At 69.1% G+C, this 24,901-nt stretch carries 22 protein-coding genes; 10 read left to right on the top strand and 12 right to left on the bottom strand.

Annotation, left to right across the window (positions count from 1 at the left end; genetic code table 11):
* Nucleotides 1–93: 93 nt before the first annotated feature.
* The 5 genes from F9C11_RS08285 to purD form a co-directional block, all read right to left on the bottom strand.
* Entirely contained in the window at nucleotides 94–852 is a 759-nt protein-coding gene (locus F9C11_RS08285; protein ID WP_409184302.1) for an ESX secretion-associated protein EspG, read from the bottom strand.
* The gene (locus F9C11_RS08280; RefSeq protein WP_409184301.1) at nucleotides 849–2,447 is read right to left on the bottom strand and encodes a hypothetical protein; all 1,599 of its coding nucleotides are present in this window, start codon (nucleotides 2,445–2,447) and stop codon (nucleotides 849–851) included. The genes F9C11_RS08285 and F9C11_RS08280 overlap by 4 nt, the downstream gene beginning before the upstream one ends.
* A gap of 9 nt (nucleotides 2,448–2,456) precedes the next feature.
* Nucleotides 2,457–3,059: a DUF3558 domain-containing protein gene (locus F9C11_RS08275; RefSeq protein ID WP_409184300.1), complete on the bottom strand. Its 603-nt coding sequence runs from the start codon at nucleotides 3,057–3,059 to the stop codon at nucleotides 2,457–2,459.
* On the bottom strand, nucleotides 3,040–3,429 hold the full coding sequence (locus F9C11_RS08270) for a PE domain-containing protein (protein WP_037354127.1): 390 nt from the start codon (nucleotides 3,427–3,429) through the stop codon (nucleotides 3,040–3,042). Before F9C11_RS08270 ends, F9C11_RS08275 begins: the two co-directional genes overlap by 20 nt.
* A gap of 99 nt (nucleotides 3,430–3,528) precedes the next feature.
* Complete coding sequence (gene purD, locus F9C11_RS08265) at nucleotides 3,529–4,788, bottom strand: phosphoribosylamine--glycine ligase (protein ID WP_409184299.1); 1,260 nt, start codon at nucleotides 4,786–4,788, stop codon at nucleotides 3,529–3,531.
* A 241-nt stretch (nucleotides 4,789–5,029) separates the two neighbouring features.
* Between purD and F9C11_RS08260 the strand changes: the two genes are divergently transcribed.
* Nucleotides 5,030–6,166: a glycerophosphodiester phosphodiesterase gene (locus tag F9C11_RS08260; RefSeq protein ID WP_409184298.1), complete on the top strand. Its 1,137-nt coding sequence runs from the start codon at nucleotides 5,030–5,032 to the stop codon at nucleotides 6,164–6,166.
* Nucleotides 6,167–6,203: 37 nt separating this feature from the next.
* On the opposite strand, the gene F9C11_RS08255 is transcribed toward F9C11_RS08260, so the two are convergent.
* Nucleotides 6,204–6,671 carry a nitroreductase family deazaflavin-dependent oxidoreductase gene (locus tag F9C11_RS08255; RefSeq protein ID WP_409184297.1) on the bottom strand — a complete coding sequence of 156 codons (468 nt, stop codon included), beginning with the start codon at nucleotides 6,669–6,671 and terminating at the stop codon, nucleotides 6,204–6,206.
* A 367-nt stretch (nucleotides 6,672–7,038) separates the two neighbouring features.
* Between F9C11_RS08255 and F9C11_RS08250 the strand changes: the two genes are divergently transcribed.
* Together F9C11_RS08250 and F9C11_RS08245 are read left to right on the top strand one after the other, a co-directional pair.
* A complete protein-coding gene (locus tag F9C11_RS08250) occupies nucleotides 7,039–8,574 on the top strand; it encodes an amino acid permease (protein WP_409184296.1) in 1,536 nt (511 codons plus the stop codon).
* 436 nt (nucleotides 8,575–9,010) lie between these two features.
* Complete coding sequence (locus F9C11_RS08245; RefSeq protein ID WP_409184295.1) at nucleotides 9,011–10,648, top strand: Na+/H+ antiporter; 1,638 nt, start codon at nucleotides 9,011–9,013, stop codon at nucleotides 10,646–10,648.
* On the opposite strand, the gene F9C11_RS08240 is transcribed toward F9C11_RS08245, so the two are convergent.
* Nucleotides 10,629–11,531, bottom strand: a complete 903-nt coding sequence (locus F9C11_RS08240) for a TIGR03564 family F420-dependent LLM class oxidoreductase (protein ID WP_409184294.1) — start codon at nucleotides 11,529–11,531, stop codon at nucleotides 10,629–10,631. The two genes, F9C11_RS08245 and F9C11_RS08240, sit on opposite strands and share 20 nt — an antisense overlap.
* A 149-nt stretch (nucleotides 11,532–11,680) precedes the next feature.
* Here F9C11_RS08240 and F9C11_RS08235 point away from each other — a divergent pair, with 149 nt between their 5' ends.
* Nucleotides 11,681–12,178 carry an OsmC family protein gene (locus tag F9C11_RS08235; protein ID WP_409184293.1) on the top strand — a complete coding sequence of 166 codons (498 nt, stop codon included), beginning with the start codon at nucleotides 11,681–11,683 and terminating at the stop codon, nucleotides 12,176–12,178.
* Here the strand turns inward: F9C11_RS08235 and F9C11_RS08230 are convergent, their stop codons facing one another.
* The gene (locus F9C11_RS08230) at nucleotides 12,179–13,357 is read right to left on the bottom strand and encodes a pentapeptide repeat-containing protein (protein ID WP_409184292.1); all 1,179 of its coding nucleotides are present in this window, start codon (nucleotides 13,355–13,357) and stop codon (nucleotides 12,179–12,181) included. It abuts the gene before it with no gap.
* A gap of 303 nt (nucleotides 13,358–13,660) precedes the next feature.
* Complete coding sequence (locus F9C11_RS08225) at nucleotides 13,661–14,947, bottom strand: adenylosuccinate synthase (protein WP_009084870.1); 1,287 nt, start codon at nucleotides 14,945–14,947, stop codon at nucleotides 13,661–13,663.
* A 76-nt stretch (nucleotides 14,948–15,023) separates the two neighbouring features.
* On the opposite strand from F9C11_RS08225, the gene F9C11_RS08220 reads away from it, so the two are divergent.
* Both F9C11_RS08220 and F9C11_RS08215 read left to right on the top strand, forming a co-directional pair.
* Complete coding sequence (locus tag F9C11_RS08220; RefSeq protein WP_409184291.1) at nucleotides 15,024–15,695, top strand: hypothetical protein; 672 nt, start codon at nucleotides 15,024–15,026, stop codon at nucleotides 15,693–15,695.
* A gap of 152 nt (nucleotides 15,696–15,847) precedes the next feature.
* Nucleotides 15,848–16,486 (top strand): HNH endonuclease family protein, encoded by a 639-nt coding sequence (locus F9C11_RS08215; RefSeq protein ID WP_409184290.1) that lies wholly within the window; start codon nucleotides 15,848–15,850, stop codon nucleotides 16,484–16,486.
* A gap of 66 nt (nucleotides 16,487–16,552) precedes the next feature.
* Here the strand turns inward: F9C11_RS08215 and F9C11_RS08210 are convergent, their stop codons facing one another.
* On the bottom strand, nucleotides 16,553–18,430 hold the full coding sequence (locus F9C11_RS08210; RefSeq protein WP_409184289.1) for an FAD/NAD(P)-binding protein: 1,878 nt from the start codon (nucleotides 18,428–18,430) through the stop codon (nucleotides 16,553–16,555).
* A 317-nt stretch (nucleotides 18,431–18,747) separates the two neighbouring features.
* Here F9C11_RS08210 and F9C11_RS08205 point away from each other — a divergent pair, with 317 nt between their 5' ends.
* From F9C11_RS08205 to F9C11_RS08195, 3 genes are all read left to right on the top strand, one after another.
* The gene (locus F9C11_RS08205) at nucleotides 18,748–20,007 is read left to right on the top strand and encodes an MFS transporter (RefSeq protein ID WP_409184288.1); all 1,260 of its coding nucleotides are present in this window, start codon (nucleotides 18,748–18,750) and stop codon (nucleotides 20,005–20,007) included.
* A 323-nt stretch (nucleotides 20,008–20,330) separates the two neighbouring features.
* Entirely contained in the window at nucleotides 20,331–21,515 is a 1,185-nt protein-coding gene (locus tag F9C11_RS08200) for a GGDEF domain-containing protein (protein WP_409184287.1), read from the top strand.
* 75 nt (nucleotides 21,516–21,590) lie between these two features.
* Nucleotides 21,591–22,097 (top strand): GNAT family N-acetyltransferase, encoded by a 507-nt coding sequence (locus tag F9C11_RS08195; protein WP_409184286.1) that lies wholly within the window; start codon nucleotides 21,591–21,593, stop codon nucleotides 22,095–22,097.
* On the opposite strand, the gene F9C11_RS08190 is transcribed toward F9C11_RS08195, so the two are convergent.
* Nucleotides 22,078–22,971, bottom strand: coding sequence for a helix-turn-helix domain-containing protein (locus F9C11_RS08190; protein WP_409184285.1), 894 nt, complete (start codon nucleotides 22,969–22,971; stop codon nucleotides 22,078–22,080). The two genes, F9C11_RS08195 and F9C11_RS08190, sit on opposite strands and share 20 nt — an antisense overlap.
* A 111-nt stretch (nucleotides 22,972–23,082) precedes the next feature.
* Nucleotides 23,083–23,493, bottom strand: a complete 411-nt coding sequence (locus tag F9C11_RS08185; RefSeq protein ID WP_409184284.1) for a DUF3151 domain-containing protein — start codon at nucleotides 23,491–23,493, stop codon at nucleotides 23,083–23,085.
* A 234-nt stretch (nucleotides 23,494–23,727) separates the two neighbouring features.
* Between F9C11_RS08185 and F9C11_RS08180 the strand changes: the two genes are divergently transcribed.
* A complete protein-coding gene (locus tag F9C11_RS08180; protein WP_409184283.1) occupies nucleotides 23,728–24,897 on the top strand; it encodes a hypothetical protein in 1,170 nt (389 codons plus the stop codon).
* Nucleotides 24,898–24,901: the final 4 nt, after the last annotated feature.

Here is a 24,901-nt window from a genome sequence, read left to right as displayed (position 1 = left end):
TGCCGTGTGCAGTTCTGTCCGACTTCCGGCCGCGAACCCCCGAACCGGGTTAGAGCCGGGGCAAAACGGGAGAAAACGGTCTGCCCCAAGGCATCAAATCGCGGCCTGCAACTCCCGCACCCGCTCCGCCAGCATCGCGTTGTCCGCCGGGCTCACCGTCGCCCAGGTATGCCCGTCCGAATCGTCGGTCAGCTGGAAGAGATACCGCCCGGAATCGGTGTCGTAAAACGCCGCCACGTGCGGCGACCGGCGCACCGTCCCGTCTCGCAGCACCCGTTCCGCGCAGAACTGGCCGCGCGCGGCCTGTCCCATCAGCATGCCCGCCAGTTCCTGCGCTTCCCACAACGCCACGCCCCGGTCTTCCAGGGCGGTGACCAGCGTCTTCGGGTCGCCAGCGGCAGCCGCGTCGGCAGCGACGAGCGTGCGGTGCGGCACCGAGACCGACTGGCCGACGCCCGGGTCCAGCGATCCGGCCACCGACACCACGGCCTCGGCGAGCGCGGTGGCGTCGGCGGGAATCAGCCACACCTCGTCCCGGTCGATCACCGCGAGCACGGCCTGGCTGCCCCGGCTCACCGCGCGGCCGTGGATTTCCCGGTCCGCCCACACCCAGACGTCCACCGCCTCCCGCGGGCTCGCCAGCAAATGCAGCTGATCGAGCACTGTCCCGGAAGGACGGCGGCCGCGCGCCAGCCGGCGCTGTGCCAGCGAATCCCACACGGACTCGATCAGCTCGGCCCGTTCGGTGTGCGTGCGGCCCGGCGACGGGACCGCGAGCGCGGCCGGGCGCCCGCCCAGGTCCAGCGATTCCCACAGCACATCGAATTCGAGGGCGGTCAGTACCAGGTTCACGGCCGGCGCACGTCTCCCGTGCCGTCGCCGAGGACGTCGCGCGTCACCATCCGGCCGTCGGCGAACAGGTCCTTGTCGTCGACGCCGAAGCGGCGCACGTGCTCGTCGTCGCCTTCCTGCGGAGCGGCTTCGGAGAGGTACTTGGCGTCTCCGCCACCCGATTTCGGCGCGATCTGCTCGGCCTTCCGCAGTGCGACGGCTTCTTCCTCGGGAAGCTCGTCCACCGGCAACGGCCGGACCAAGCCCTTCTGCTGACCGTCTTGCGCGCGGCCCTGCCGTTCCCGGTCGCCGGAAAGCGCGCCACCGGCCACTCCCGCGCCCAAGGCGGCAGCGCCTGCCCCGATTTCGCCGGGCGACGCTCCTCCTCCACGCGGGACCGGGGCGGTGCCGGAGGTTTCGGCCACCGGCGCGGGCGGCGCCTGCGGGACGCTGCCGACCAGCCGACCTCGTTGCAGCGCTTGGTTTTCGTGACCACCACCGGGGTTGCCGCCACCGCCCGGACCAGGCGTGGAACGACCGGATCCGCTTGCGCCGCCAAGACTTTCGGAACTTCCCACAGCTCCGCGACCAGCCGGACCACCAGATCCGCTGTCGGTGCCCCGCGGTCCAGCCGGCAGGAACGTGCCCGGTTCCCCGGGCCGAACCGCGCCCGGAACCCGAGACCCACCCGCGGCGGGTCCGCTCGAAGTGCTTGGCCCGCTAGGGATTCCCGGTCCGTTGGTCGAACCGACCGACCGAGGCGCGCTGCCGTGCGGTGCCGGTCCCTTCTGCCACCCCTGCGGCGGAGGAGGCGGCGGCGCGTAACTGGCCGCGACCACCGGCGCGGCCGGCCGAGGAGCCGGTGCCTGCGAAGCCGTGCCGTACGCGGGGGTCGGCGGATCCACCGGCGGGGCCGAAGGAGGCGGCGGCGGGGGAACGTACTGCGATTTCACCGACGCCGCAGCGGGACGCACCTGGCCGTCCGGGGTCACCTCGACGGCCGCGGCCGCGCGGTCGACCGGGCTCGGCCCGCTGCCCGGCTGGACCATCGTGAGCGACTGCGGCTGGCTCAGCGGCTCGGTGGACAGCAGGTTTTCCCCGCTCTGCTGGGCATAGGCGTTCAACGCCTCGACCGCCTGGCCGCGCGCGTTGTCCGCGGCCTGCACCTGGGCCGCGTGATCGGTCTCGAAACCGAGGAAGCTCGCCACCGAATCGATGAGCGTCAGGCTCTCCGCGCCTTTGCGCACCGCGGCCGGGTCGGGCAGCTTGTACTTGGTGCGGTTGAACGCTTCTCCTTGGGCGAACAGCATTTCCGCGGTGTGCGCGACCTTCTGCATCGCGTCCTGCGAGAAGCCCGCCTGGTCCGACAGCACCTGCCCGGCCTGCCCGCCCGCCTGGCTCTGCCATTCGACGCCGAGCTTCGCCAGCTGGTCGCGCAGCGCGTGGTCGGTGCTCGCGAGCGCGGTGGCGATTTCGCGCAGCGCCTCGACCGCGGCGGCGATACTGGCGATTCCGTCGCCGGTGCCGAACTTCTCGATCTCGTCGGCGATGGCGGTGTCGGTCCAGCCGTCGAAACGGTGGTCGCGGATCCTGCCCGCGAGTTCGGAGATCTCCACGCGCCCTCCCTAGGTCCGGTTCTTCAGGCCCTGCACGGCCAGGCCGGCGGCCTGGGTGGCGATTTCGCACAACTGCGGCTGGCTGAACGCGCCCGCGGTGACCGCGAACTCCTGTGCCGCCATGGTCTGTCCCGCCGCGACGCCGACGAGCACCTCGCAGTCCGCGGGCGTGCCCGCGGCGCGGTAGCTGGTGATCGCCGGATAACCCTCGACGCTGGTAGTCGCGGTGGTCATGCTGTTCTTGCGCCGAGAGCCGGTGAGCCATTCCCGCACGTCCGCGTTGACGATCCGCAGGTGCAGCGCGTGGAATGGTTCGGTCTTGTCCGAATCGAACACGCAGGTCGGCCCGTCCTTCGACTCCGCGGCCTTGCGCGGCACGCTCGTCACCTTCAGCAGGTCGAGCTGCGCTTGCCCGAGCAAGTCGCACGGATCGGTCCCGGCGATCGGCAAATCCGACGGCCGCTGCGGCAACGCGGCCGCTTTCGTCTGCTGCGCCAAGGAACTCATCGCGGGCTGTACGGGGTACGCGGTGCCTTGCGCACCTGACGAGCAGCCTGCGACCCCGAGCACCGCGACAACGGCGATGAGCGGCTTAGTGGATGCCGTGCGCACCGCGGTCCCCGAACGCCGCTGCCTTGTCCGCGTCGCTGGCCTCGTACGTCTTCGCTGCTTCGCGCAGCTGTCCGACAAGCTTGTGCAGATTGGCGACGTACGCACGCACCTGCGCGGCGTACGACTGATCACCTTCCGCGACCACGGTGTTCCACGCGGCCATCGCGTTGACGCTCACCGTGTCCGACGAAGGAGTGTCGACGCGCAGCTCGCCCAGCCGCGTGAGGAGCTTGTCTTCGAGCGCGCTGACCTGCTCGTCGACCACCCGCGCGACCTCGAGCAGTTTCGCCGGCTCGACCACGATGTCCGCCACGCCCGGCGCTGCCGGTACCGACGAAGCCAGGTCGGTGAGCGGTGTGCTTCCCGGCATGCGCTAACCCCTCCCGTGATACGGACGGTGACCGTACGGACCCGTTTCGAGGCTACCAACCGGCGCGTGAACCCGAGGCGAACTTCGTGGAGAAGCTGCTCAGGCGGGAGCGCTTACTTCCCCGTTGGCCGCGCGCAGTGCGATATCGGTGCGATGGTGCGAGCCAGCGAGGTGTACGCGCTCGACAGTCTCGTACGCGTGCTTACGCGCCGCCTTGAGCGACTTGCCGGTGCCGACGACGGACAGCACGCGCCCGCCAGCCGAGATAACCGCACCGTCGTCGCGACGCCGCGTACCCGCGTGAAGCACGCCTTCGATCTCCCCGCCAGTGATGACGTCGCCAGTGCGCGGCTTGCCGGGGTACCCGTCCGCGGCGATCACCACGGTGACCGCGGCCCCGTTCGACCACTCCAACGGCGGCAGCTCAGCCAGCTTCCCGGTAGCCGTCGCGTTCAGCACCGTCGCCAGCGACGTACGCAGCAGCGCGAGCACTACCTGCGTCTCGGGGTCGCCGAAACGGCAGTTGAACTCGATCACCTGCGGGCCTTCCGAGGTGAGCGCGAGGCCGGCGTAGAGCAGGCCGGAGAACGGGCTGCCCCGGTCGGCGAGTTCGTCCACCACCGGCTGCACGATCCGCGCGACGACGTCGTCCACCAGGCCTTCGGGTGCCCACGGGAGGGGTGCGTACGCACCCATGCCGCCGGTGTTCGGGCCGGTGTCGCCGTCGCCGACGCGCTTGAAGTCCTGCGCGGGCAGCATCGGCACCACGGTGCGGCCGTCGACGAAGCAGAACAGCGAGGCCTCCGGGCCGTCCAAAAAGGACTCCAGGAGGACCGGGTGTCCGCCGTCGAGCAGCATCAAGGCGTGCTTGCGCGCGACCTCGATGTCCTGCGTCACGACCACGCCCTTGCCAGCGGCGAGGCCGTCGTCCTTCACGACCCAGGTGGGCCCGAAGCGCTGAAGCGCGGCGTCGAGACGCGCGGGGGTGTCGACGACTTCACTGCGGGCCGTCGGCACCTTCGCGGCCGCCATGACGTCCTTCGCGAACGCCTTCGACCCCTCGATGCGCGCGGCCGCGGCAGAAGGTCCGAAGCAGGCGATGCCGGCTTCGCGCACCGCGTCGGCGACGCCCGCGACAAGCGGCACCTCCGGCCCGATCACGACGAGGTCGGCCTTCCACTCCTTGGCCAGGGCCGCGACGGCCTCGGGCTCGGCGAGCTCGACCCCGAGCTGCTCCGCGACCGCAGTCGTGCCGGCGTTGCCGGGGGCGCAAGCGAGCGCCGTGACCGCGGGGTCGCCTGCCACCGCGAGGACGAGTGCATGCTCCCGGGCGCCGGAGCCGATTACCAGTACGCGCACGCCGGACAGCGTAACGGTGCGTGTCGCGCCGCGGCAGCGCGCCGTCCGCGACCCCCTCCGGACCAGGTGCGCGACTGATCCGGCGCCGGTCACCCGGTGTCCGGATTCGGGTGCCATCCACCGTTTACCCGGTTGTCAACCGCCCGTCCGGCTGGTGCCGTGCGCGCGACGCTTGCGGCGGTGAGGGTGACGCGGTAGTCGTGGCGAGCTGCGGATCGCCCCGGTAGAGAAAGGTCCCCCCATGAAGCGCAAACGCCTCGGCGTGCTCGCCCTGTCCGGCCTGGCCCTGCTCGGCGTCGCGGGTCTCGCGATCGGCCCGGCCGCCGCGAGCGAGGAGACGGCCGCGGGTGCGGCCGCGCACGGTCCCCGGCACGATGATCCGGTGATCGTCGGACACCGGGGCGCGCCCGGCTACCGCCCGGAGCACACGCTCGCGTCGTACGAACTCGCCTACCGGATGGGCGTGGACTACGTCGACGTCGACCTGGTGCCGACCAAGGACGGCCAGCTCGTCGCGCGGCACGAGCCGGAGATCGGCGGCACCACCGACGTCGCGGCCCATCCGGAGTTCGCCTCGCGCAAGACCACGAAGGTCATCGACGGAACCAAGATGACCGGCTGGTTCACCGAGGACTTCACCCTCGCCGAGCTGAAGACGCTCTACGCCAAGGAGCGGATCCCGCAGAACCGGCCGAACAACCAGCTCTACGACGGCCGCTACCGGATCGCCACCTACCAGGAGGTGCTCGACCTGACCCGGCGGCTCGGCCACGAGCTGCACCGGACGCTGGGCACCTACCCGGAGGTCAAGCACTCGACGTACTTCAGCTCGATCGGCAACCCGACGGAACCGAAGCTGGTGTCGATCCTCAACCGCAACGGCCTGAACCGGCCGAACGCGCCGGTGATCATCCAGTCGTTCGAGGTGTCGAACCTGCAGGCGCTGAGCAAGCAGGTGCGAGTGCCGCTGCTGCAGCTGACCGAGGCGAAGGGCGCTCCGGCGGACTTCGTCGCGAAGGGCGACAAGCGCACGTACGCGGACCTGGTGACGCCCGCCGGCCTGCGCGAGATCGCCAAGTACGCGAAGTACCTCGGCCCGGAGAAGGGCCAGATCATCCCGCGGGACGCGCAGGACAACCTCGGCAAGCCGACCACGCTGATCGCCGACGCGCACCGCGCCGGGCTCGAGGTGCAGCCCTACACCTTCCGCAACGAAAACCCGTTCCTCCCGGCGAACCTGCGCTCGTCGGCCAGCCCGAGCGCGTACGGCAACGTGTTCGCGGAGGAAGCGGCGTTCCTGAAGGCCGGGGTCGACGGATTCTTCGCCGACCAGCCGGACACCGCACTGGAATCGGTGCGGGACTTCGTCGGTCGCTGAGTTTTCCTTTAGTTCTTTCCGGCCCGCCGGTGCCCCGTCACCGGCGGGCCGTTTCGTGTCCGCCTTGCGGAGCGAGCAGAACGATCGGGATCACGCGGTCGGTTTTCTGCGCGTACTCGTCGTACAGCGGGAAAACGCGCGCCATCTGCGGCCAGAGCACCTCGCGCTCTTCCGGAGACGCGACGCGAGCGCGCGCGGTCAACCGGCGCGCGCCGACCTGCACGCCGACGCTCGGTTCCGCCACGATGTTCTTGAACCACTCCGGGTCCTCGTCGGCGCCGCCCTTGGAAGCGACGACCACGAATTCGTCGCCGGAAGTGCCGTAGATCAGGCAGGTGCGCCGGGGCACGCCGGTCTTGCGTCCGGTGGTGGCGAGCACGAGCATGCGGAGCCCGTCGGATTCGTGGCCTTCCGCGCCGTTCGAGGCCAGGTATGCCCGGGTCTGCTCGGCAACCCAGTCCCACTGGGAGTCAGTAGCGCGGTCGAGGTCTGCGGCGACAGCCATGGCGGTGGTCCTTTCCGGTGCGGACGGTGCTTCTCGCCTTGGAGACGGAGCCGCCGCGTCGTTCTCTACATCGCGGCAGCGAACTGCGTCAGGACTTGGGTGACGGTTGTGGGTTCTGGGGGCGGGTGCCTGAGCGTCGGCCGTTGCCGACGCATTTGATGCCGGAGACGACCGGTTCGAGTGATGCGCTCTCGAACATTCGTTCGAGATACTGGAGCCATGTTGATCACCCAGCTCCGAGCCGCCCTGCGCCGTTCGGAGGAGCTTCCTTCCAGCCACCAGCGAAACCTTGACACCCGCGAACGGAGAGGGCTAACTTCTGCGCACTCTCAATGGTCTGTCCGCATACCTTTCAGGTGGGTGCCCGATGGATGTCTCCGACCAGCAGACCGGCCAACCCGACGAAGACAGCGCTCGCCTGCACGCGCTCGGCTACGCGCAGGAACTCAAACGCACGATGTCGGCGTTCTCGAACTTCGCCGTGTCGTTCACGATCATCTCCATCCTGTCCGGCTGCCTCACCCTGTACGGCTTCGGCATGAAGACCGGCGGCCCGGCGGCGATGATCTGGGGCTGGCCGCTGGTCGGGCTGTTCGTGGTGCTGGTCGGGCTGGGCATGGCGGAGGTGTGCTCGAGCTATCCGACCGCGGGCGGGCTGTATTACTGGGCGGCGAAACTGGCGACCCGCAACGGTCCGGCGTGGTCGTGGTTCACCGGCTGGTTCAACCTGATCGGGCAGATCGCGGTCACCGCCGGCATCGACTTTGGAGCCGCGCTCTTCCTCAACGCGTTCCTCGACCTGCAGTGGGGCTTCAGCGCGACGCCGGGGCACACGATTCTGTTGCTGGCCATCATTCTCGTCGTGCACGGGGTGCTGAACACCTTCGGCGTGCGAGTGGTGGCGGTGCTGAACAGCGTGAGCGTGTGGTGGCATCTGCTGGGCGTGCTGGTGATCGTGGGCGTGCTGGTGTTCGTGCCGGCGAAACATCAGGAAGCGTCGTTCGTGTTCGGCAGCTTCGTGAACCAGACCGGCTGGGGTTCCGCGCCGTACGTCTTCTTGCTGGGTTTGCTGCTGGCGCAGTACACGCTCACCGGCTACGACGCCTCGGCGCACATGACGGAGGAAACCAAGAACGCGGCGAAAGCGGGACCGCGCGGGATCATCAACTCGATTCTCGTGTCGCTGGTCGCGGGCTGGATCCTGTTGATCGGCCTGACGTTCGCGATCCAGGACTACGACGGAGCCGTCAACTCGGCCACCGGCGTCCCGCCCGCACAGATCTTCATCGACGCGACCGGCGCGGTGACCGGCAAATTCCTGCTCCTGATCTGCATCGGCGCACAGTTGTTCTGCGGCATGGCATCGGTGACCGCGAACTCCCGGATGATCTACGCCTTCGCCCGCGACGGCGCGATCCCGGGCTCGAAGATCTGGCACAGCATCAACAAACGAACCCAAACCCCGACCAACGCAGTGTGGCTGGCAGCGGGCGGTGCACTGGTGCTGGCGCTGCCGTACCTGTGGAGCGCGACGGCTTACGCAGCAGTCACCTCGATCGCGACGGTGGGCCTGTACGTCGCCTACGTGATCCCGGTCTTCCTCCGCGTCCGCCGCGGCGACAGCTTCGAGAAGGGCCCGTGGAACCTGGGCCGCTGGGGCAAACCGATCGGCATCGTCGCGACGGCGTGGGTCGTGGTGATCTTCGTGCTCTTCATGCTGCCCCAAGCCAGTCCCATCACGGTCGACACGTTCAACTACACGCCGATCGCCTTCCTGGTCGTCCTCGGCGGGGCGGCGCTGTGGTGGGTCCTGTCGGCACGGAAATGGTTCACCGGCCCGAAGGTGCAGGGGTCGGCGGAGGAACTTGCCGCGGTGGAAAAGGAATTGAAGGAACTGGGTTAGCCCCGCGGGTTTTCGAGACGGCCGGGCGTTCTCCGCCCGGTCTCGTATGGTCCGGCCTCGTTTCGCTGGCGGGTGGCTGACCGGAGCCCGCGTCCGCCCCCGAGACCCAGGTCGGTGCCGCTTCCGTGTTGATTCCCGTGATCGCCTCGCGCGCCCACGGACTCGCCCGGATGCCGCGCTGCGACTATCCCGGCACGGTCCGCCAACCACCACCGCCTCGGCCCGGCCCGGCCCGGCGATCACCCCCGTGGACGGTGTCGCGCGCCCGCCGCCGCCCCGGGCAGACCATGACCACACCACCCGCGACCGCCGCGCGCGGCCCTCCGAAGAACCGCCCGCCCCACGACCCCAGCCATCCCACCTCGACCCGAAGGGAGTCCCGACACGAACCCACACCATCCGTGCCTCGGCGGAGCCATGAGTCAAGATGCGAAGCATGGAGACCTTGACGCTGGTCGGCGTGCTCGCCGGGTCGCTGGGGCTGACTGCGATCGCCCGGCGGTTCAACCTGTCCGCGCCGCTGCTCATCGTGGTGGTCGCGCTGGGGGTCGCGTTGATTCCCGGCGTTCCGCGGGTCGAGCTGGAGCCCGAGCTGATCTTGACCGTCGTGCTGCCGCCGTTGCTGTACTCGACGTCGCTGGAGAGTTCGATCTCGCACTTTCGTGCGAATCTGCGGCCGATCATCACGCTCGGCGTGCTGCTCGTGGTGGCCACCGCGTTCGTGATCGCCTTCGTCGTGCACCTGCTGCTGCCGGATTTGCCGTGGGCTTCGGCGCTGGTGCTCGGGGCGGTCGTGTCTCCGCCGGACGCGGTCACGGCGGTCGCGATCGGGCGGCGGCTCGGGCTGCCCCGGGGCGTGATGACGGTGCTCACCGGCGAGAGCCTGGTCAACGACGCGGCCGCGCTGACGCTGTACAAGGTCGCGCTCGCGGCGGTGGCCGGGACGGCGGGGTCGCTCGGGCACGGGTTCGCGGTCTTCGCCGTCGCGACGGTGGTCGGCATTCTCGTCGGGCTGGTCGCCGGCGGGGTCGTCGAGCTGATCCGCACGCGGCTGGACGATCCGCTGCTCGAATCGGCGTTCGGGATCGTGGTGCCGTTCGCGGCGTACGTCACCGCGGAGCATCTGCATCCGTTCGGGGCCGAGTTCAGCGGGTCCGGCGTGCTGGCGGTCGTCACGGCTGGGCTGTTCCTCGGCCACCGGTCGTTGCGGGCGTCCCCGGCGACGCGGGTGCAGGACCGGTCTGTCTGGGCGTCGATCGACGTGATGCTCGAGGCGCTGGTGTTCGCGTTGATGGCGCTGCAACTGCCGTTCGTGCTCGACGGGGCGCAGCATGCCGCTCGGGACAACTGGACGCTCGCGGTGTCGGCGATCGTCGTGTTGCTCGCGACGATGTTCGTCCGGATCCCGGCCGTTTTCCTGTCCAGTTACCTGCCCCGGTCACTGCAACTTCTCAGACGCACCAAGCACGATCCGCCGGCGTGGCGTTCGCTCGCGGTGATCTCCTGGACCGGGATGCGGGGCGTCGTCACCATCGCGGCCGCGTCCGGTGTTCCCGCGGATACGCCTGGGCGAGCCGAGATTCAGCTGTTCGCGTTCGCCGTCGCGGTCGGGACCGTGCTGATCCAAGGGCTCACGCTGCCGCCGTTGATCCGGTTGCTCAAAGTCCAGGACCCGGACGAGGACGCTCGCGACCAGGCCGAGGAGCTGGCCGCGCGCAAGGTCGCGCAGAAGGCCGCGCACGAACGCCTGCGCGAGCTCGCGCGCGACCAACTGTCCACTATGGACATCGAGCCGGAGAAGATGAAGCGGCTCGAACAACGGCTGGAACGCGTCGTGGACACCCGTTACCGGTTCGCGCAGGCCGCGATCACACTGTCCGGCGAGGAGCGGCGCGACAGTCCGCAGGCGCAGTTCGCCAAGGCACGGCGGGAACTCCTCATCACCCAGCGCGCGGCGATGATCGAGGAGAACCGCGCCGGCCGCCTCGACGACGACGTCCTGCAGAAGGTGCTGCGCGAACTCGACCTGGAGGAAATGTCCGTAACGACAACCCTTACGAACCGATTGAGTTGAGCTCGCCCGTCAGCCGCCAGGTACGCCGCCGGTCCTCGTCGGTGTGCAGGGCGGTTTGGGTGAGCAGCACGTCGGTCGCGCCGGCGTCGAAATAGCGCTGCACGCCGGCTGCGACCGTCTCCTCGTCGCCGATCAGCGCCAACTCCGTCGCGCTTTCGACGCCGCCTGCAGCGAGCACCCGCTGGTACGACGGGATCGAACCGTAAAAATCAAGCTCTTTCGCCGCGAGTTCGCGCACCGCGTCGACGTCGCTGGTCACCACGGCCGGGACGGCGGCGATTACCCGCTTCCCGGGGCCGATCCCAGGCACGATCAGGTTCGAGAGAGCGCGCGGGCTGGCCAAGTACGGCAGGGTGCCGTCGGCCAGTTCACCGGTGACCCGCAACGCCTGCGGCCCCATCGCGGCGACAAGCACCGAAATCGGCGCGGCCGGCGCTGGCTCCGACAGATGCACCTCCACCGTCGAGCCGGTGAAGTCGACTTGTTCCCCGGCGAACAATGCCCGCAAGACGGTCAGGTACTCCCGCAGGTGCCGCACCGGCGGCGGATACGGCGTGCCATAGACGGGTTCGAGGAAGCTTTTCGCACCGAGGCCGATGCCCAGCGCGAACCGCCCGCCGGACGCCTCGCTCGCCGTTCGCGCCGCGGCGGCCAGCACCAGCGGGTGCCGTGGGTAAATCGGCACGACGGAGGTGCCGATTTCGATGCGAGAGGTCACCTGCCCGGCCAGCGCGGACACCGCCAGCGCGTCATGGCTCGTGGGCAGCTGGGCGAACCAAATCGACGCCGCACCCGCCTCCTCGGCCTCGCGTGCCTGGTCCAGGACTTCGGTCACCGTGATGTGCTCCCGCGGGAGGGCGGGCAAGCTCAGTCCGACGCTCATGTCTTCAATTATTCAGGCGCACCACCGGTTTCCCACTAGATGAAACCAGCACTCGGCTTTGTGTCAGCCGCGTTCCCAGCCGACGAGAGCCCCTGCCCGGCGCCCCGGCAGACCCGCACCCTGGACGCCCGACGATTCCAGGAGGACCGATGTCACTGACCGACGTCATCGACGGCACCCGCGAGGCCGTGCGGACGGACCGGCACAACGCGGCGGTGTCGTTCAGCGTCGACCACGCGCTGGTCGCGAACACCGCGACGGTGGTGGACGTCCGGGTGCGCGACCACGCGTTCACCGTCGACGAGCCGCCCGCGCTCGGCGGCACCGACCAGGCGGCGAACCCGGTCGAGTACGCGCTGGCCGCGCTCGGGTCTTGCCAGGTGATCACGTACCAGTTCTGGGCCGCGCGCCTCGGCATCCCGCTGGACGGGGTGCGCGTGAAGGTGGACGGCGACCTGGACCTGCACGGCTTCTTCGGCTTCGACGAATCGACCCGGCCCGGCTTCAGCGACGTGCGAGTGTCCGTGGAACTCGACGGCCCGGCCGCACCCGAGGTCTACGAACAGCTCCGCCGCGCGGTGGACGAGCACTGCCCGGTGCTCGACCTGTTCCGCAACCAAACCCCGGTCAGCACAACGGTTCGCTGATCACGACGGAGCCAATTCGCCGCGATAGGCGAACGTCCCGTCCGCGGAAACGCTCCACCGGTCGGGCAGCGTCGGTTCGGTATCCAGCTGCCCGGCCCTGGCGCCCTGGAAGTTGAATCGGGTGTCGGGAAACTCGGTCCACCACAACGAACCGTCGCTCGGCTCAGTGAGCGCCGACTGCTTGTCGAAGTCGGCGCATCGCTCGAACTCCCCGCCGCTGAAATCGCACCTTCCTCCGAATTTCGAGCGAAGAAACCAGGCTCCGCCGAGGAACCGCACCCCGCTCGCCAAGAAATGCCAGCCGAATCGCGTGTTCGTGAAGACCGCTCGATCGAGAAACCTCGCGTCGCGGAAGCTCGCCAGCCGGTCGAAGTCGGCCTCGTAGAACCACGCCTCTCGGTGAAAGACGGTCTGGTCGAACCTGGCGACCACCAGGAACTGGGCTCCGCGGAAGGTCGCTTCGCCTACGACGCAATGCTCAAACCGGAAGTCGATCAAGACCGCGCGGCTGAGGTCGATATCGAGGACGCCCCACTTCTCCGGGGAGCCGTCCGCCTCCCGGAGATGATCCGCCAGCATTTGCTGCACCGCGAGCCTTACCTGAAGCTCCTCGCGTTCCTGTCGCTCGGCCTCCGACAGCCCGTTCTTCATCTCAACGGCTCTCGACCGCTCGTAATCCCACGACGGTTCCGGAAACGGCATCCGCAGATACGCGCAGATGACGTTGACGACCGCCTGCCGAAGCGTCGGATTCGCGTTGGCCAGCCGTTCGAGCGCGTACAACCCGCCGAGCCGCACCGGTGCCTTGTCCGAACCGATCTGCTCGACCGCCTTGGCGTACAGCTCGGTGATCCGCCGTTCGGTCAGGTCGAACTCGGTCGCGAGCTGGACCCGCTCCCGGTGACGCTGGTCCTCGGCGGTGGCGGCGATGGTTTCTTTGATCTGGATTTCCGTCGACCGCTGCCGCCGCGCCGCGAGCCACAGCGCGAACGCGCCGCCCGTGCCGACCGCGAGGCTCAGCGCCGTGCGAATGGCGTCCAGTTCGGCCCTGGCCGCGTCCGACGTCGGCGCTGTCGCGACCTGGCTCACCAGCAGCCAGGTGGCCGCGGCGATCAGGATCGCGGTCACCGCGGCGGCAGCGGCTACCCACCACCACCGCAGCTCCGGCAGCTTCTGCACCCGGACCGGCCGGACAGGCTGGCCAGGCCGGTCCGGTTCACCGGCAGCGCCATCTGTCCCGCCGCTAGGCCGACCAGACCGGCCCGAATCACCGGCAGCACGACCTGCCATTCCGCTGGGCCCACCAGACCAGTCCGATCCACCGGCGACGCCATCTATCCCGCCGCTAGGCCGACCAGACCGATCCGAACCACCGGCGGCACGATCTGCCATTCCGCTGGGCCCACCAGACCGACCCGACCCACCGGCAGCACCATCTGTCATGCCGCTCTCATCGAACCGCGGCCGTCAGCCGCAACAAGCTCAGGCGAACTCGTGCCGCACGATCGTCTGCTCGCGGCCGGGACCGACGCCGATCGCCGAGACCCGGGCACCGGACAGCTCCTCGATCCGCTCGACGTAAGCGCGCGCGTTGGCGGGCAGTTCGTCGTAGGTGCGGCAGTGCGAGATGTCCTCGAACCAGCCCGGCAGCTCTTCGTAGATCGGGACCGCGTGGTGCACGTCGGTCTGGGTCATCGGCATGTCCGAGGTGCGGAAGCCGTCCACCTCGTAACCGACGCACACCGGGACCTTCTCCAGGCCGGACAGCACGTCGAGCTTAGTCAGGAAGTAGTCGGTGATCCCGTTGACCCGCACCGCGTAGCGGGCGATCACCGCGTCGAACCAGCCGGTGCGCCGCGAGCGGCCGGTGGTGACGCCGAATTCGCCGCCCTGCTTGCGCAGGTACTCGCCGGACTCGTCGTCCAGTTCGGTCGGGAACGGGCCGGAGCCGACGCGGGTCGTGTACGCCTTCAGGATGCCCAGCACCGTCGTGATGCGGCCCGGGCCGATGCCCGACCCCGCGCTCGCGCCGCCGGACGTCGGGTTCGACGACGTGACGAACGGGTACGTGCCGTGATCCACGTCGAGCAGCGTGCCCTGCGAGCCCTCCAGCAGCACCGTCTCGCCGCGCTCCAGCGCCTGGTTCAGCTGCAGCCGCGTGTCGGCGATGCGGTGCGCGAACTTCTCGCCCGCCGCGAGCACCTCGTCGGCGACCTGGTCGGCGTCGAGCGCCTTGCGGTTGTAGACCTTGACCAGCACCTGGTTCTTGAATTCCAGTGCCGCCTCGACCTTCTGCCGGAAGATCTTCTCGTCCAGCAGGTCCTGCACGCGGACGCCGACGCGGGCGATCTTGTCCTGGTAGCACGGCCCGATGCCGCGGCCGGTGGTGCCGATCTTGCGGCTGCCGAGGTAGCGCTCGGTGACTTTGTCGATCGCCACGTGGTAGGGCATGATCAAGTGCGCGTCGGCCGAGATCAGCAGCTTGCTGGTGTCGACGTCGCGCTCCTCGAGACCGGCCAGCTCGTCCAGCAGCACGCCCGGGTCGATGACCACGCCGTTGCCGATGACGTTCGTCACGCCCGGCGTCAGGATCCCGGACGGGATGAGGTGCAGCGCGAAGTTCTCGCCGTTCGGCAGCACGACCGTGTGGCCCGCGTTGTTGCCGCCCTGGTAGCGGACGACCCACTGGACGCGGTCGCCGAGCAGGTCGGTGGCCTTGCCCTTGCCCTCGTCCCCCCACTGGGCACCGATCAGCACGATGGCCGGCATGTGACACTCCAGGTGTTCGGCAATAGGAATAGTGACCCCGGACGGGGGCACGGGTGGCGCTGGCAAATGCCGGTGCATGACTTTAACGGAGGACGCCGGAGTGCGCGGAATAGTGGTGGCCTGCGGCGCCGCGGCGGATCTGCCCGCCCGGCTCGGCGACGTCCCGCTGGTGCACGCCGGGCCCCGTCCCGGCAAGGCGGAAATCGACCCCTTGCTGCGGGAACACGACCGGCTCGTCGTGCTGGGCACGGACGCCGACCTCGCCGCCGTGGTGGTGCGTCTCATGCGCCGCGACCTTCTCCCGGGCGTGTCCGTGGGTTTCGTGGCCACCGAGTCCGGCTCGCGCGTCGCCGCGCGCTGGCGGCTGCCCTCGGACCCGGACGAGGCGTTCGCGCTCGCCTGGAAGGGGGAGGACGCCGAGATCTCCCTCGTCCGCGACGACACCGGCGGCGTGCTCCTCGGGCACGCGAGGCTGCGCGATGTCAAGGGCCAGGCGTATTGCGACGAACAGGTGGCTTTCGACGGCTTCGTTTCCGGCATCGAGGTCGCACCGGACGACACCGGCGTGACCGCCCGAATCACCCGCGGCAAGCTCCTCAAACGATCTTCGACTTATCGCGGCCGCGCCTTCCAGCTCGGCTGCGTGCCGACGTCTTCGCTGGTCATCGACGGTGTCCCGCAGGAACGCGAGATCACCCGGCGGACCTGGTACCGGCATACCGCCGACCTTCGCGCGGTCCGCGGCTGACCCGCTCCCGCCGACCGAGGTTCAACCGGACTTGGACTCTCGGTGACTTTCCGTTTACAGAAGGTCGGTTTCCTGTCACCTGACGGTGTTGCGCACGCCACTTTCGTGGTCAAAGGTGAATCAGTCCCGCATCTGACCAGGAAGGCAGCAAAATGCCGACCACACGTACAGTTCGCAACTCCTTGACCGTCCTGGCCGGCGTCGCGCTGCTCGGCTCGGTCACGGTCGGCGTCGCCGACGCCACGCCGCCCGGCATCCCGTCGGCGGACACCGCGAAAAGCCAGCTCGCCGGCCTCACGGTGAAACCGGACGGTTCGCAGGACGGCTACAGCCGCGACAAATTCCCGCACTGGATCGACCAGGGCAACAGCTGCAACACGCGCGAGATGGTGCTCAAGCGCGACGGCACGAACGTCCAGGTCGGCTCCGATTGCTACCCGACGTCCGGCAAATGGACCTCGCCGTACGACGGCGCGACCTGGAGTTCTCCGTCCGATGTGGACATCGACCACGTCGTGCCGCTCGCCGACGCGTGGCGCACCGGAGCCTCGTCCTGGACCCAGTCGCAGCGCCAGGCCTTCGCCAACGACCTGTCCGACCCGCAGCTGATCGCGGTGACCGACAACGTGAACCAGGAAAAGGGCGACAAGTCGCCGGACCAGTGGAAGCCGCCGTCCACCGGATACTGGTGCACCTACGCCAAGATGTGGGTGACGGTCAAGTACAAGTTCAAGCTCACCGTGAATTCGGCGGAGAAGTCCGCGCTGACGGACATGCTGGGCCGCTGCTGACCCGATCCCGGCTACCGCGGGCACCGCCGCCGTCCACTGTTACCGAACCGGCGGCGGTGCTGGCGGTCAGGGGTTGGCCAGTCGCAGGATTTCCCTTGCCAGCGCGTCGTTCTGCCGGAACGAGATCGCGTTCGTGCGCGGCCGCGTGAAGGCTCCGGCCGATCGGACGCTCGTGTGCGGGCCCACCGCGAACCGTCGCGGATGTGCCGCTCCGTCCACAGTGACCAGCCGGAAGTCGTTGAGCGTGGTGGCAATTCGCCCGGACGGCAACGTCGCACCGTCCACATCCGGCACGGTTTCCTCAGCCAACGCGCCAGCGTCGCGCAGGCTGCGCAACAGCGGGTCGGACACGCGCGGGACGCTCGCGTCGGGCAGCCGCGCCTCGATCAACGTGCGCGCGGCGACGGTGTCCGGGTGGCTGGCGCTCGACGCGACGAACGTTCCGGCCTTCTCGTCAGCAGCGATCGAGATGTCCGCGCCGAGGAACGACACGACGCCAGCGTCCTCGAGAGCGAGCAGTTCCTCGAGCCGACGCGGCGGCGGACCGCTGGCGTAGTAAGAGAAAAAGCCATGGAACCAACCGTCCATATCGGACACTTGCGACGCGGCGGTCAGCCGTCCGGTCGCGAGCAGCGCGGGCAGTTGACCGATCACCGACAGCAGCGCCATGAACGCGCCGAGGTCCGCACTGTGGTGCACGTCCGCCCGGCGCGCGAGGTCGGACTCGATGTATTTCCGCACCGCTTTCCCGAATTCCTCGCCGGAATCGAAGCGGCGGCCAGCGAACGGCCGGTCCAGCCGCTCCAGGTCGAGCCGGTCTTCCCGAGCCGGCACCGCGTCCGCGATCAGCGCGGCCATTTCGGCCGAAAACCACGGCAGGTCGGCGAATTTGTCCGCGAAGACCGCGAAATCCATCCGCACGCGGTCGGGATGCCCAGTGAACAGCTCGGTGTAATACGCCCAGGCGAGTTCCTTCGCGATGAGCGGCCACACATCTACGCGGAAATCGAGCGGACCGGTCAATCCCTCGATCGCCCGCTGGTCGAAGAACCTGGGCAGCTGCAAGGGTTTTCCGCGCAACCGGTAGCCGGTCTTCGCGTGATACGGCACCCCGCGCCGCGAACCGACGTGCAGCACCGGCTCGGCACCGCTCGGGTGGTAACGCAGGCCGCCGCACGGCAGTTCCTCGAATCGGCCGCCGCGCCCCTCGGTCAGCAACAGCATCAGGTCCACGAACGCGAGCCCGAAACCGCGCACTAGCACCGGTTCTCCAGCGGGCACCGCGGAGTAGTCGACGTCCGCGGTATAGCCAGCGGGGTAGTAGGACAGCTGGTGCTGCTCGGCGAACGCCTCCAGTTCGCGTTCGCGGGAGTCGGGGACCGCGTCGAGGTGGCCGACAGTCAGCACCACGGCGTCGGCGGCCACGGCGGTGCCGTCGGAAAGCCGCACGGTCTCGTCGTCGTCGATGCTTTCGGCGGTGGCGAGGTGCTCGACCACCGTGATGCCGGGCGGAAGTTCGGCCACCACCTTGCGGTAAAACCACTCCAGGTATCGGCTTTGCAGCCGCCGCGTCGGGAAATCCGTGGAGGCGAGCGTCTCGAACTCGGCGCGGACGTCGTCCGGCACCGGATAGGCCAGCGTGCCCGCGCGCACCTGCCGCACCCACTCGATCAGCGACGGACCCGGCCGCACCGGACCGTCGATCCGCACGGTGTCGTCGGTGAACACGGTGACGTCCTCGGGCATCGAGTTCATCCGCAGCAGCGGCGACTGCTCGTACCGCCACACGCGGCCGGGGCCGGGCGGGAACGGGTCGATGAGATGGACTTCGATCCGCCGGTCGCCGAGGAGGCCGGGGGCGTTCGCGGACAGCCGTTCGAGGACGCCGACCCCGCGAGGTCCGGCGCCCACGATGGCGAGCGTGAACGTCGGGAGAGCGGTCACCCGGGCGAAGCTACGCGGCCGGGTGGCCGGACGGCGGCCGTTCCACTCTGCGGACGGCCGACCCCATCGGGTGTGGCACAAACCACAAAGATCGAACCGGCCCCAGCGGGGAGTGCGGAGCGCTATCGTCTGGACACGTGGCGAACTGACCGTGACCTGTCGGATACCGGCGAAAGAACCTAGAGAATCACCAACAGTCACGAGACACTGAGCTTGACAACTCACTTCGTGTGACCGACCCGTGACCAGGAGGATCTAGGGTCACCCGTTGGTCACTAGTGCGGCACCGTCCGCGCACAGCAGCGGGGAGAACACGCATGACGACAGCACCACACCGGGTCACTTTCCGCGAGGTGTTCGGAGTCGCCGAGTTCCGCGCGATGTGGTTCGGCGAGCTGCTGTCTATCGCCGGTGACCAGCTGGCCCGGGTCGCGTTGTCCGTCCTCGTCTACGCCAACACCGGTTCGGCGACGCTGACCGGTCTCACCTACGCGCTCACGTTCTTCCCGTCGCTGCTGGGCGGCATCTTCCTCACCGGATTCGCCGACCGTTTCCCGCGCCGGGCGGTCATGGTCGCCGTCGACCTCACGCGCGCGGTGCTGATTCTGTGCGTAGCCATTCCCGGATTGCCGTTCTGGGCACTATGCGTGCTCGTCGGCTGTGTTTCACTGCTGAATCCGCCGTTCAAGGCGTCTCAGCTGGCGTTGTTGCCGCAGGTGCTCGAAGGCGACCGGTTCGTGGTCGGCATGGGCATCCGGAGCATGACGGTCCAATCCGCGCAGCTGCTCGGCTTCGCCGGCGGCGGCGCGCTTCTGCTCACGATGGACGCTCGTCTCGCCCTGGTGCTCGACGCGGGCACCTTCGTGCTCTCCGCGCTCTTCCTCCGCTTCGGACTGAAGGCGCGCCCCGCGGCGGCGAGCGGGGAAAAGCGCAAGCCGTTCTTGTCCTCGCTGAGCGCAGGCGGCCGGGTCGCCTTCGCGACCAGCGCGTTGCGGTCCTTGATGATCTTCACCTGGCTCGCCGGGCTGATGCCGGTGTACGAGGGCATCGCCGCGCCCTACGTCGCTTCCTCGGGCGGCGGGTCCGAAATGATCGGCTTCCTGCTCGCCGCCGACCCGGTGGGCAGCGTGATCTTCACCTTCGCCTACACCCGCTGGGTGCCCGCCGGGATCCGGCCGAAGCTGATCGGCCCGATGACCGCGCTCGCCGCGATCCCGCTGTTGCTCTGTTTCCTGCAGCCGGGCCCGGTCGTCTCGGTGATTTTGTTCGTGATCTCCGGCGGTTTCGGCACGATCGCGCTGCTGCAGGCGACTGCCTCGCTGACGGTCGCGGTCCCGGACGAGAGCCGGGCGCAGACAATGGGGCTGTCGAACACCGGATTGACCACGACGATGGGCGTGACGCCGTTGATTGGCGGCGTCATCGCGGACCACGTGAGCGCCCAGACCACGGTCGGAATCTTCGGATTGGCCGGCTTGCTGATCACGATTCCGCTCGCGATCGCGTGGCAGCGCACCGTTTCCGGGCAGGCCGAAGAGGGGTCCGCGAAGGAAGCCACACGCGCCGAGCCTGCCTGATTACCCCGACATGCCCCGCGCGTGAGGCTCTGACCTGCGCGACCTTGCGGTGCTGCTACGCGGTCACTGTTCCTTGCTGCGCATCGCTGGTCACCCTTCATCCGGCGTGTTCGGGAAAAATGTACACACCTAAGGCCCTTGTGGACAGGCGGCAAACGGTCTGAAACTGTGAGTAAGGCGAGTGTCACTGTCGATCCGCGCAAGACCCGGGGGGAAGAATGGTCACATTGGGGGAATTTTCTGGGCTGGGGCTGCGCGCTGCGGTTTCCCGGTGGTCGCTCTGGTCGAGGCCGCGGCAGTGGGTCGCGGTCACGCTGACGAGCATGGCCGTCACCGCGGCGCTGACCGTGGTGAGCGCGCTGGTGTTCCCGGTCAGCCTCAAGCAGATCGGCATCCTCGGCATGCTCGCCGGACTCGCGATCGCGCAGACCGAGGTCACGCGGCAGATCGAGCGGCAGCGCCGGATGCTGAGCCAGGGCCCGCACATCACCGTCACGTCGGTGTGGCTGCTTCCGGCGGCGCTGCTGGTGCCGCCGCAGCTGGTGGCCGCGCTGGGCGTGATCATCTACGTCTACCTGGCGTTCCGCAGCTGGAACGGCACGCGCCCCGGTGAGGCGCACCGCGTCGCGGCCAACGCGACCACGATGATCCTGTCCGGCTTCGGCGCCGCGCTGGCCGGACATCTCACCGACGGCGGCAGCGTCACCACCGTGGTGGCAGGCGCGCTCGGATACTTCCTGGTCAACACCGCGCTGACCGGCCTCGGCCTGTACCTGACCGACCCGGCGAAGGCGACGGCCGAATCGTGCCTGGGCACGATGGACGACAACCTGCTGGAACTGGCGACCCTGTGCGTCGGCGGGCTGCTCGTGATGGTGCTGAGCCACGAACCGCTGCTGTCGGTGCTGGTGATCCTGCCGCTGTACGTGCTGCAGCGGTCGATGCTGATCAAGCGGCTCGAGGAACTCGCGACCACGGACCAGAAGACGCAGCTGCTCAACGCCACCACGTGGCAGGACGGCGCGCAGCGCGAGATTTCCCGTGCCGAGCGCGAGAACGGCAGCTTCGGCGCGCTGATGATCGACCTCGACCACTTCAAGCGGATCAACGACACGTTCGGTCACCTCGCGGGCGACGACGTGCTCAAAGCCGTTGCCGCCGTGGTGAAACAGGAGACGCGGGCACACGACCTCGTCGGCCGGTTCGGCGGCGAGGAGTTCGTGGCGCTGCTGCCGTCGACGTCGAAGGAAGACGCGATCGTGACCGCGGAACGGATCCGGCAGCGGATCAGCGAACTGGTGATCCCGACGCAGACGAACGAAGGCGAAGCGGTTTCGATCGAAAACCGCACCGCGTCGATCGGGGTGGCCGCGTTCCCGCTGGACGGCACGAGCATCGAGGAAGTGATGGCGGCGGCCGACGCGGCGGTGTATGCGGCGAAGAACAGCGGCCGCAACCGGGTCGTCGGCTCGGTCACGCCAACCCGGGAACTCGCGGCGGTCGCCTGACGGACCCCGGACCCGGCCGGCACCCTCCCCCGGCCGGCCGGGTCCATCCTTCGTCAGCCAGCCGAGAAAGCGGAAATGACTGCTGTGCCGCGCACCGGGATCCGCCTGGCCCGCGACGACGAACTCGCCGCCGTCGCCGCGTTGCGCTGGCGATGGGTCGCGGACCAGGACGGCCTCCCGCACCGCGATCGGACCGCATTCGTACGCGAGTTCGTCGCCTGGGCTCGCGCGCACGCCGAAACGCATCGCTGTCTGGTCGCGGTGCGGGACGAGCAGGTGCTCGGGATGGCGTTTCTCGCGCTGACCCCCAGAGTCCCGACGCCGCACGACTTTTCGCGGGTTTGCGGCGACGTGCAATGCGTGTACGTCGTGCCGGAAGCTCGCGACAGCGGCGTCGGCGGCCTGCTGATCGAGGCGACACTGCGGCTGGCCGCGGAATTCGGGCTGGAGCGGGTGACCGTGCATTCCTCGGATCGCGCGATCCCGGCCTATCTGCGGCACGGTTTCGCGGTGTCGAAGAACCTGCTGCAGAGCGAACTCCGGATCGCGGTCGACGTCCCGGCTAACCGAACATATTCCTAGGCCCCTCCGGCTTTTTCCCTTGCGCGATCTCCCTGAACTCCTGCGCCACGTGCTGCACGAACGCGGCCGATTTGCGGGAGTCCAGGGAGATATCGCGGATCCGGTCCGCGACCTCGCAGTAGGTGTCGTCCCCCTCGTCGAGGAGGAAGGCCCCCGAGTGCTGATGCTCGAAGTAGACGATCGGGTCGCCGACCTCCACGTAGTACACGCAAAACCGCCCGGCGAGTCCCGGATGCCCGCCGCTGGCGGCGGGTACGACGCGGACCGACAGCTTCGCCGACGTCGCCATCAAGTCGGCGAGGAATCGCAGCTGCCGGGCCATGGTCGCGGGCCCGCCGATCGGATTGCGCAACGCTGCCTCGCCCAGCAGCACCTCGCACGGAATCGCGCCGGGGCCGACCACCAGCGGACGGCGCATCATCCGGATCTCCGCCTGGCGTTCCGCCTCCTTCAGCGGCAGTCCGTCGGCGAGGAACAGCGCCCGCGCGTAATCCGGGATCTGCAGCAGTCCCGGGATCAGCAGCGGTTGCCATTCGACGACGGACGTCGCGGCGCGTTCGCAGGCGAGCAGCCCGCCGAGGTGGTCCGGGTCGGATTGCTTGCCGCGGGCGACCCAGCCCGGTTCGGCGGTGCCGCGCGCCAGTTGCAGGATCCGTTGTTTCTCCGCACCCACGACGCCGAGCGCGCCGAGGATGCCCGCGACGTCCTCCAGCGCGGGAACCCGTTGTCCCAGCTCCCAGTTCGACACCAGGGCAGGGTTGGTGCCGACTCGCCGGGCGAGTTCGCGCAGTCCGAAACGGGCGTCGACCCTGGCCTCGCGCAGTGCGGTGCCGAGGGTGCGGATCCGGGGGGTGAGCATGGCCGTGCCTCGCATGGCCGCCTTTGTAGGTGTCACCAATTGCGAACACCTCTAGCTGTCACCCGAAGGTGGGCAACCTGCCGGTCGCGCCCGGGTTTTCGGCGGGGCGCGACCGGCAGGCCCGCGTCACTTCAGTCCGGTCGCCTCGGCCGCGGCCGGGTCGGAGTCGGCGAGGAAGGTCTTGCAGCGCTCGTGCTCCTCGGACTCGCCGATGCGGCCCGCGGCGGTGCCGAGCGCGGCGAGCGCGCGCAGGAAACCCTGGTTCGGCCGGTGCGCCCACGGCACCGGGCCGAAGCCCTTCCAGCCGGCGCGGCGGAGCTGGTCGAGGCCGCGGTGGTAGCCGGTGCGGGCGTAGGCGTACGCGGCGACGGTCTCGCCGTCGGCGAGCGCGCGTTCGGCGAGCGCGGCCCAGGCCTCGCTGTAGTCGGGGTGTTCGGCGGCCACGGCGGACGGGTCCGTCCCGGAGTCGAGCGCGGCCTGCGCTTCGGTGTGCTCGGGCAGCAGCGTGGGCTCGGGGCCCAGCAGGTTGTGCGTCATGCCGCCATTGTGCCCACGATGTCCTCGGGTCAGAGGAACAGGCTGGTCAGCACGCCTCCGCCGGCCAGAACGAGTGCTGCGATCAGCACGGCGGCGACAGCTCGTTTCGGCATCATGGGCCGACACCTTGCCGTGCCGGGCCGCGCCCGGGCAAGTCCGCCACCCGTAGGGGTGAACCCCGGTTTTCGCCCCTTGTCCCGCCGCGTCCACTTGCGGCAGGGAATGATGGCGCCTATGACGAAGGCGGTTGAAGGCGTCGCCGGCCCCGCGGTCCCGCGCGGACCCGTAGGCAAGACCAGGCTTTTCTTCGCGACGCACTGGCACCGCGGCGCACCGGGAGCACCGACCCCGGCGTGGGTGCTGCGGTTCTGTTACGGCATGTGGCTGACCGCGTTCGCGTTCAAGCTCGTCGGGTCGTCGTGGGACATGTCGTGGCACTTCAAGTGGCTGCGCGACGACCTCGCCCCGCCGCACCTGATCAACACCGTCGGCACGGTGATCATCGTCGTGCTGGTGGCGATCCACAGCTACACCGGCCTCGGCTGCGACCGGCGCTCGCTGCGGCTCATGCAGGCCGGGCTAATCGTGTTCCTGGTCGCCGCGCCGCTCGACGTGATCAACCACCGCGTGAACGGCCTCGACCTGACCGCGTGGAGCCCGTCGCACATGATGCTGTACTTCGGCACGGGCATCATGCAGGCAGGCGTCCTGCTCGGCTGGCTGCGGCTGTCCCCGCCGGGCCGCTTCCGCACCGGGGTGCTGCTCGCGCTGTGGGCGTTCTTCCTCGAGAACACCTTCTTCCCGAACGGGCAGCAGGAGTACGGCATCCTCGGTCTGCGGGCCTGGGAACGCGGCACGCCCGAGGCCGAGCCGACGCTGCTGTCGTTCGCCGCCAACCAGATCGGCCACCCGGTCGACCGGGCCGCGGTGCTGCACTTCACGATGCCGATCCCGGAGTGGGTGTACCCGCTGTGGGGCATCGGCGTGTCGGCGCTGATCCTCGTGCTGGCCCGGAAAACCGTCGGCAAGCGCTGGGCCGCGCTGACCGTGGCCGGAGCGTACGTCGCCTACCGCGGCGTGATGTGGCCGCTGCTGCTCGCGCTGGGCTTCCCGGTGTCGACCGTGCCGTTCTATCTGCTGGCTGTCGGGATCGCGGTGGACTTGGCCTTCCTCCTGCCGCGTCCCGCGCTGACGGGCGCGGTTTTGGTGACGGCGCTCGGGTATGGCGCGTTCTGGGTGCAGTCGCAGTTGCGGCCTTGGCTGCTCGGGGATCAGCCGACGGAATCGGCTCCGCCGGTGGCTTATTGGACGGCGTTGGTCGCGGTGGTGGCGGTGTTCGGGTTGTGGGCTGGGGCTGGTCCGGCGAAGGAATGGTGGGCTTCGCGGCGGGTTGCCGCGGCGTAACGGG

The organism is Amycolatopsis sp. VS8301801F10, assembly GCF_046195355.1.
In the GTDB taxonomy this organism is placed as follows: domain Bacteria; phylum Actinomycetota; class Actinomycetes; order Mycobacteriales; family Pseudonocardiaceae; genus Amycolatopsis.
The sequence above is the reverse complement of the archived record's forward strand: the minus strand, read 5'-3'. Positions and strand labels throughout refer to the sequence as shown.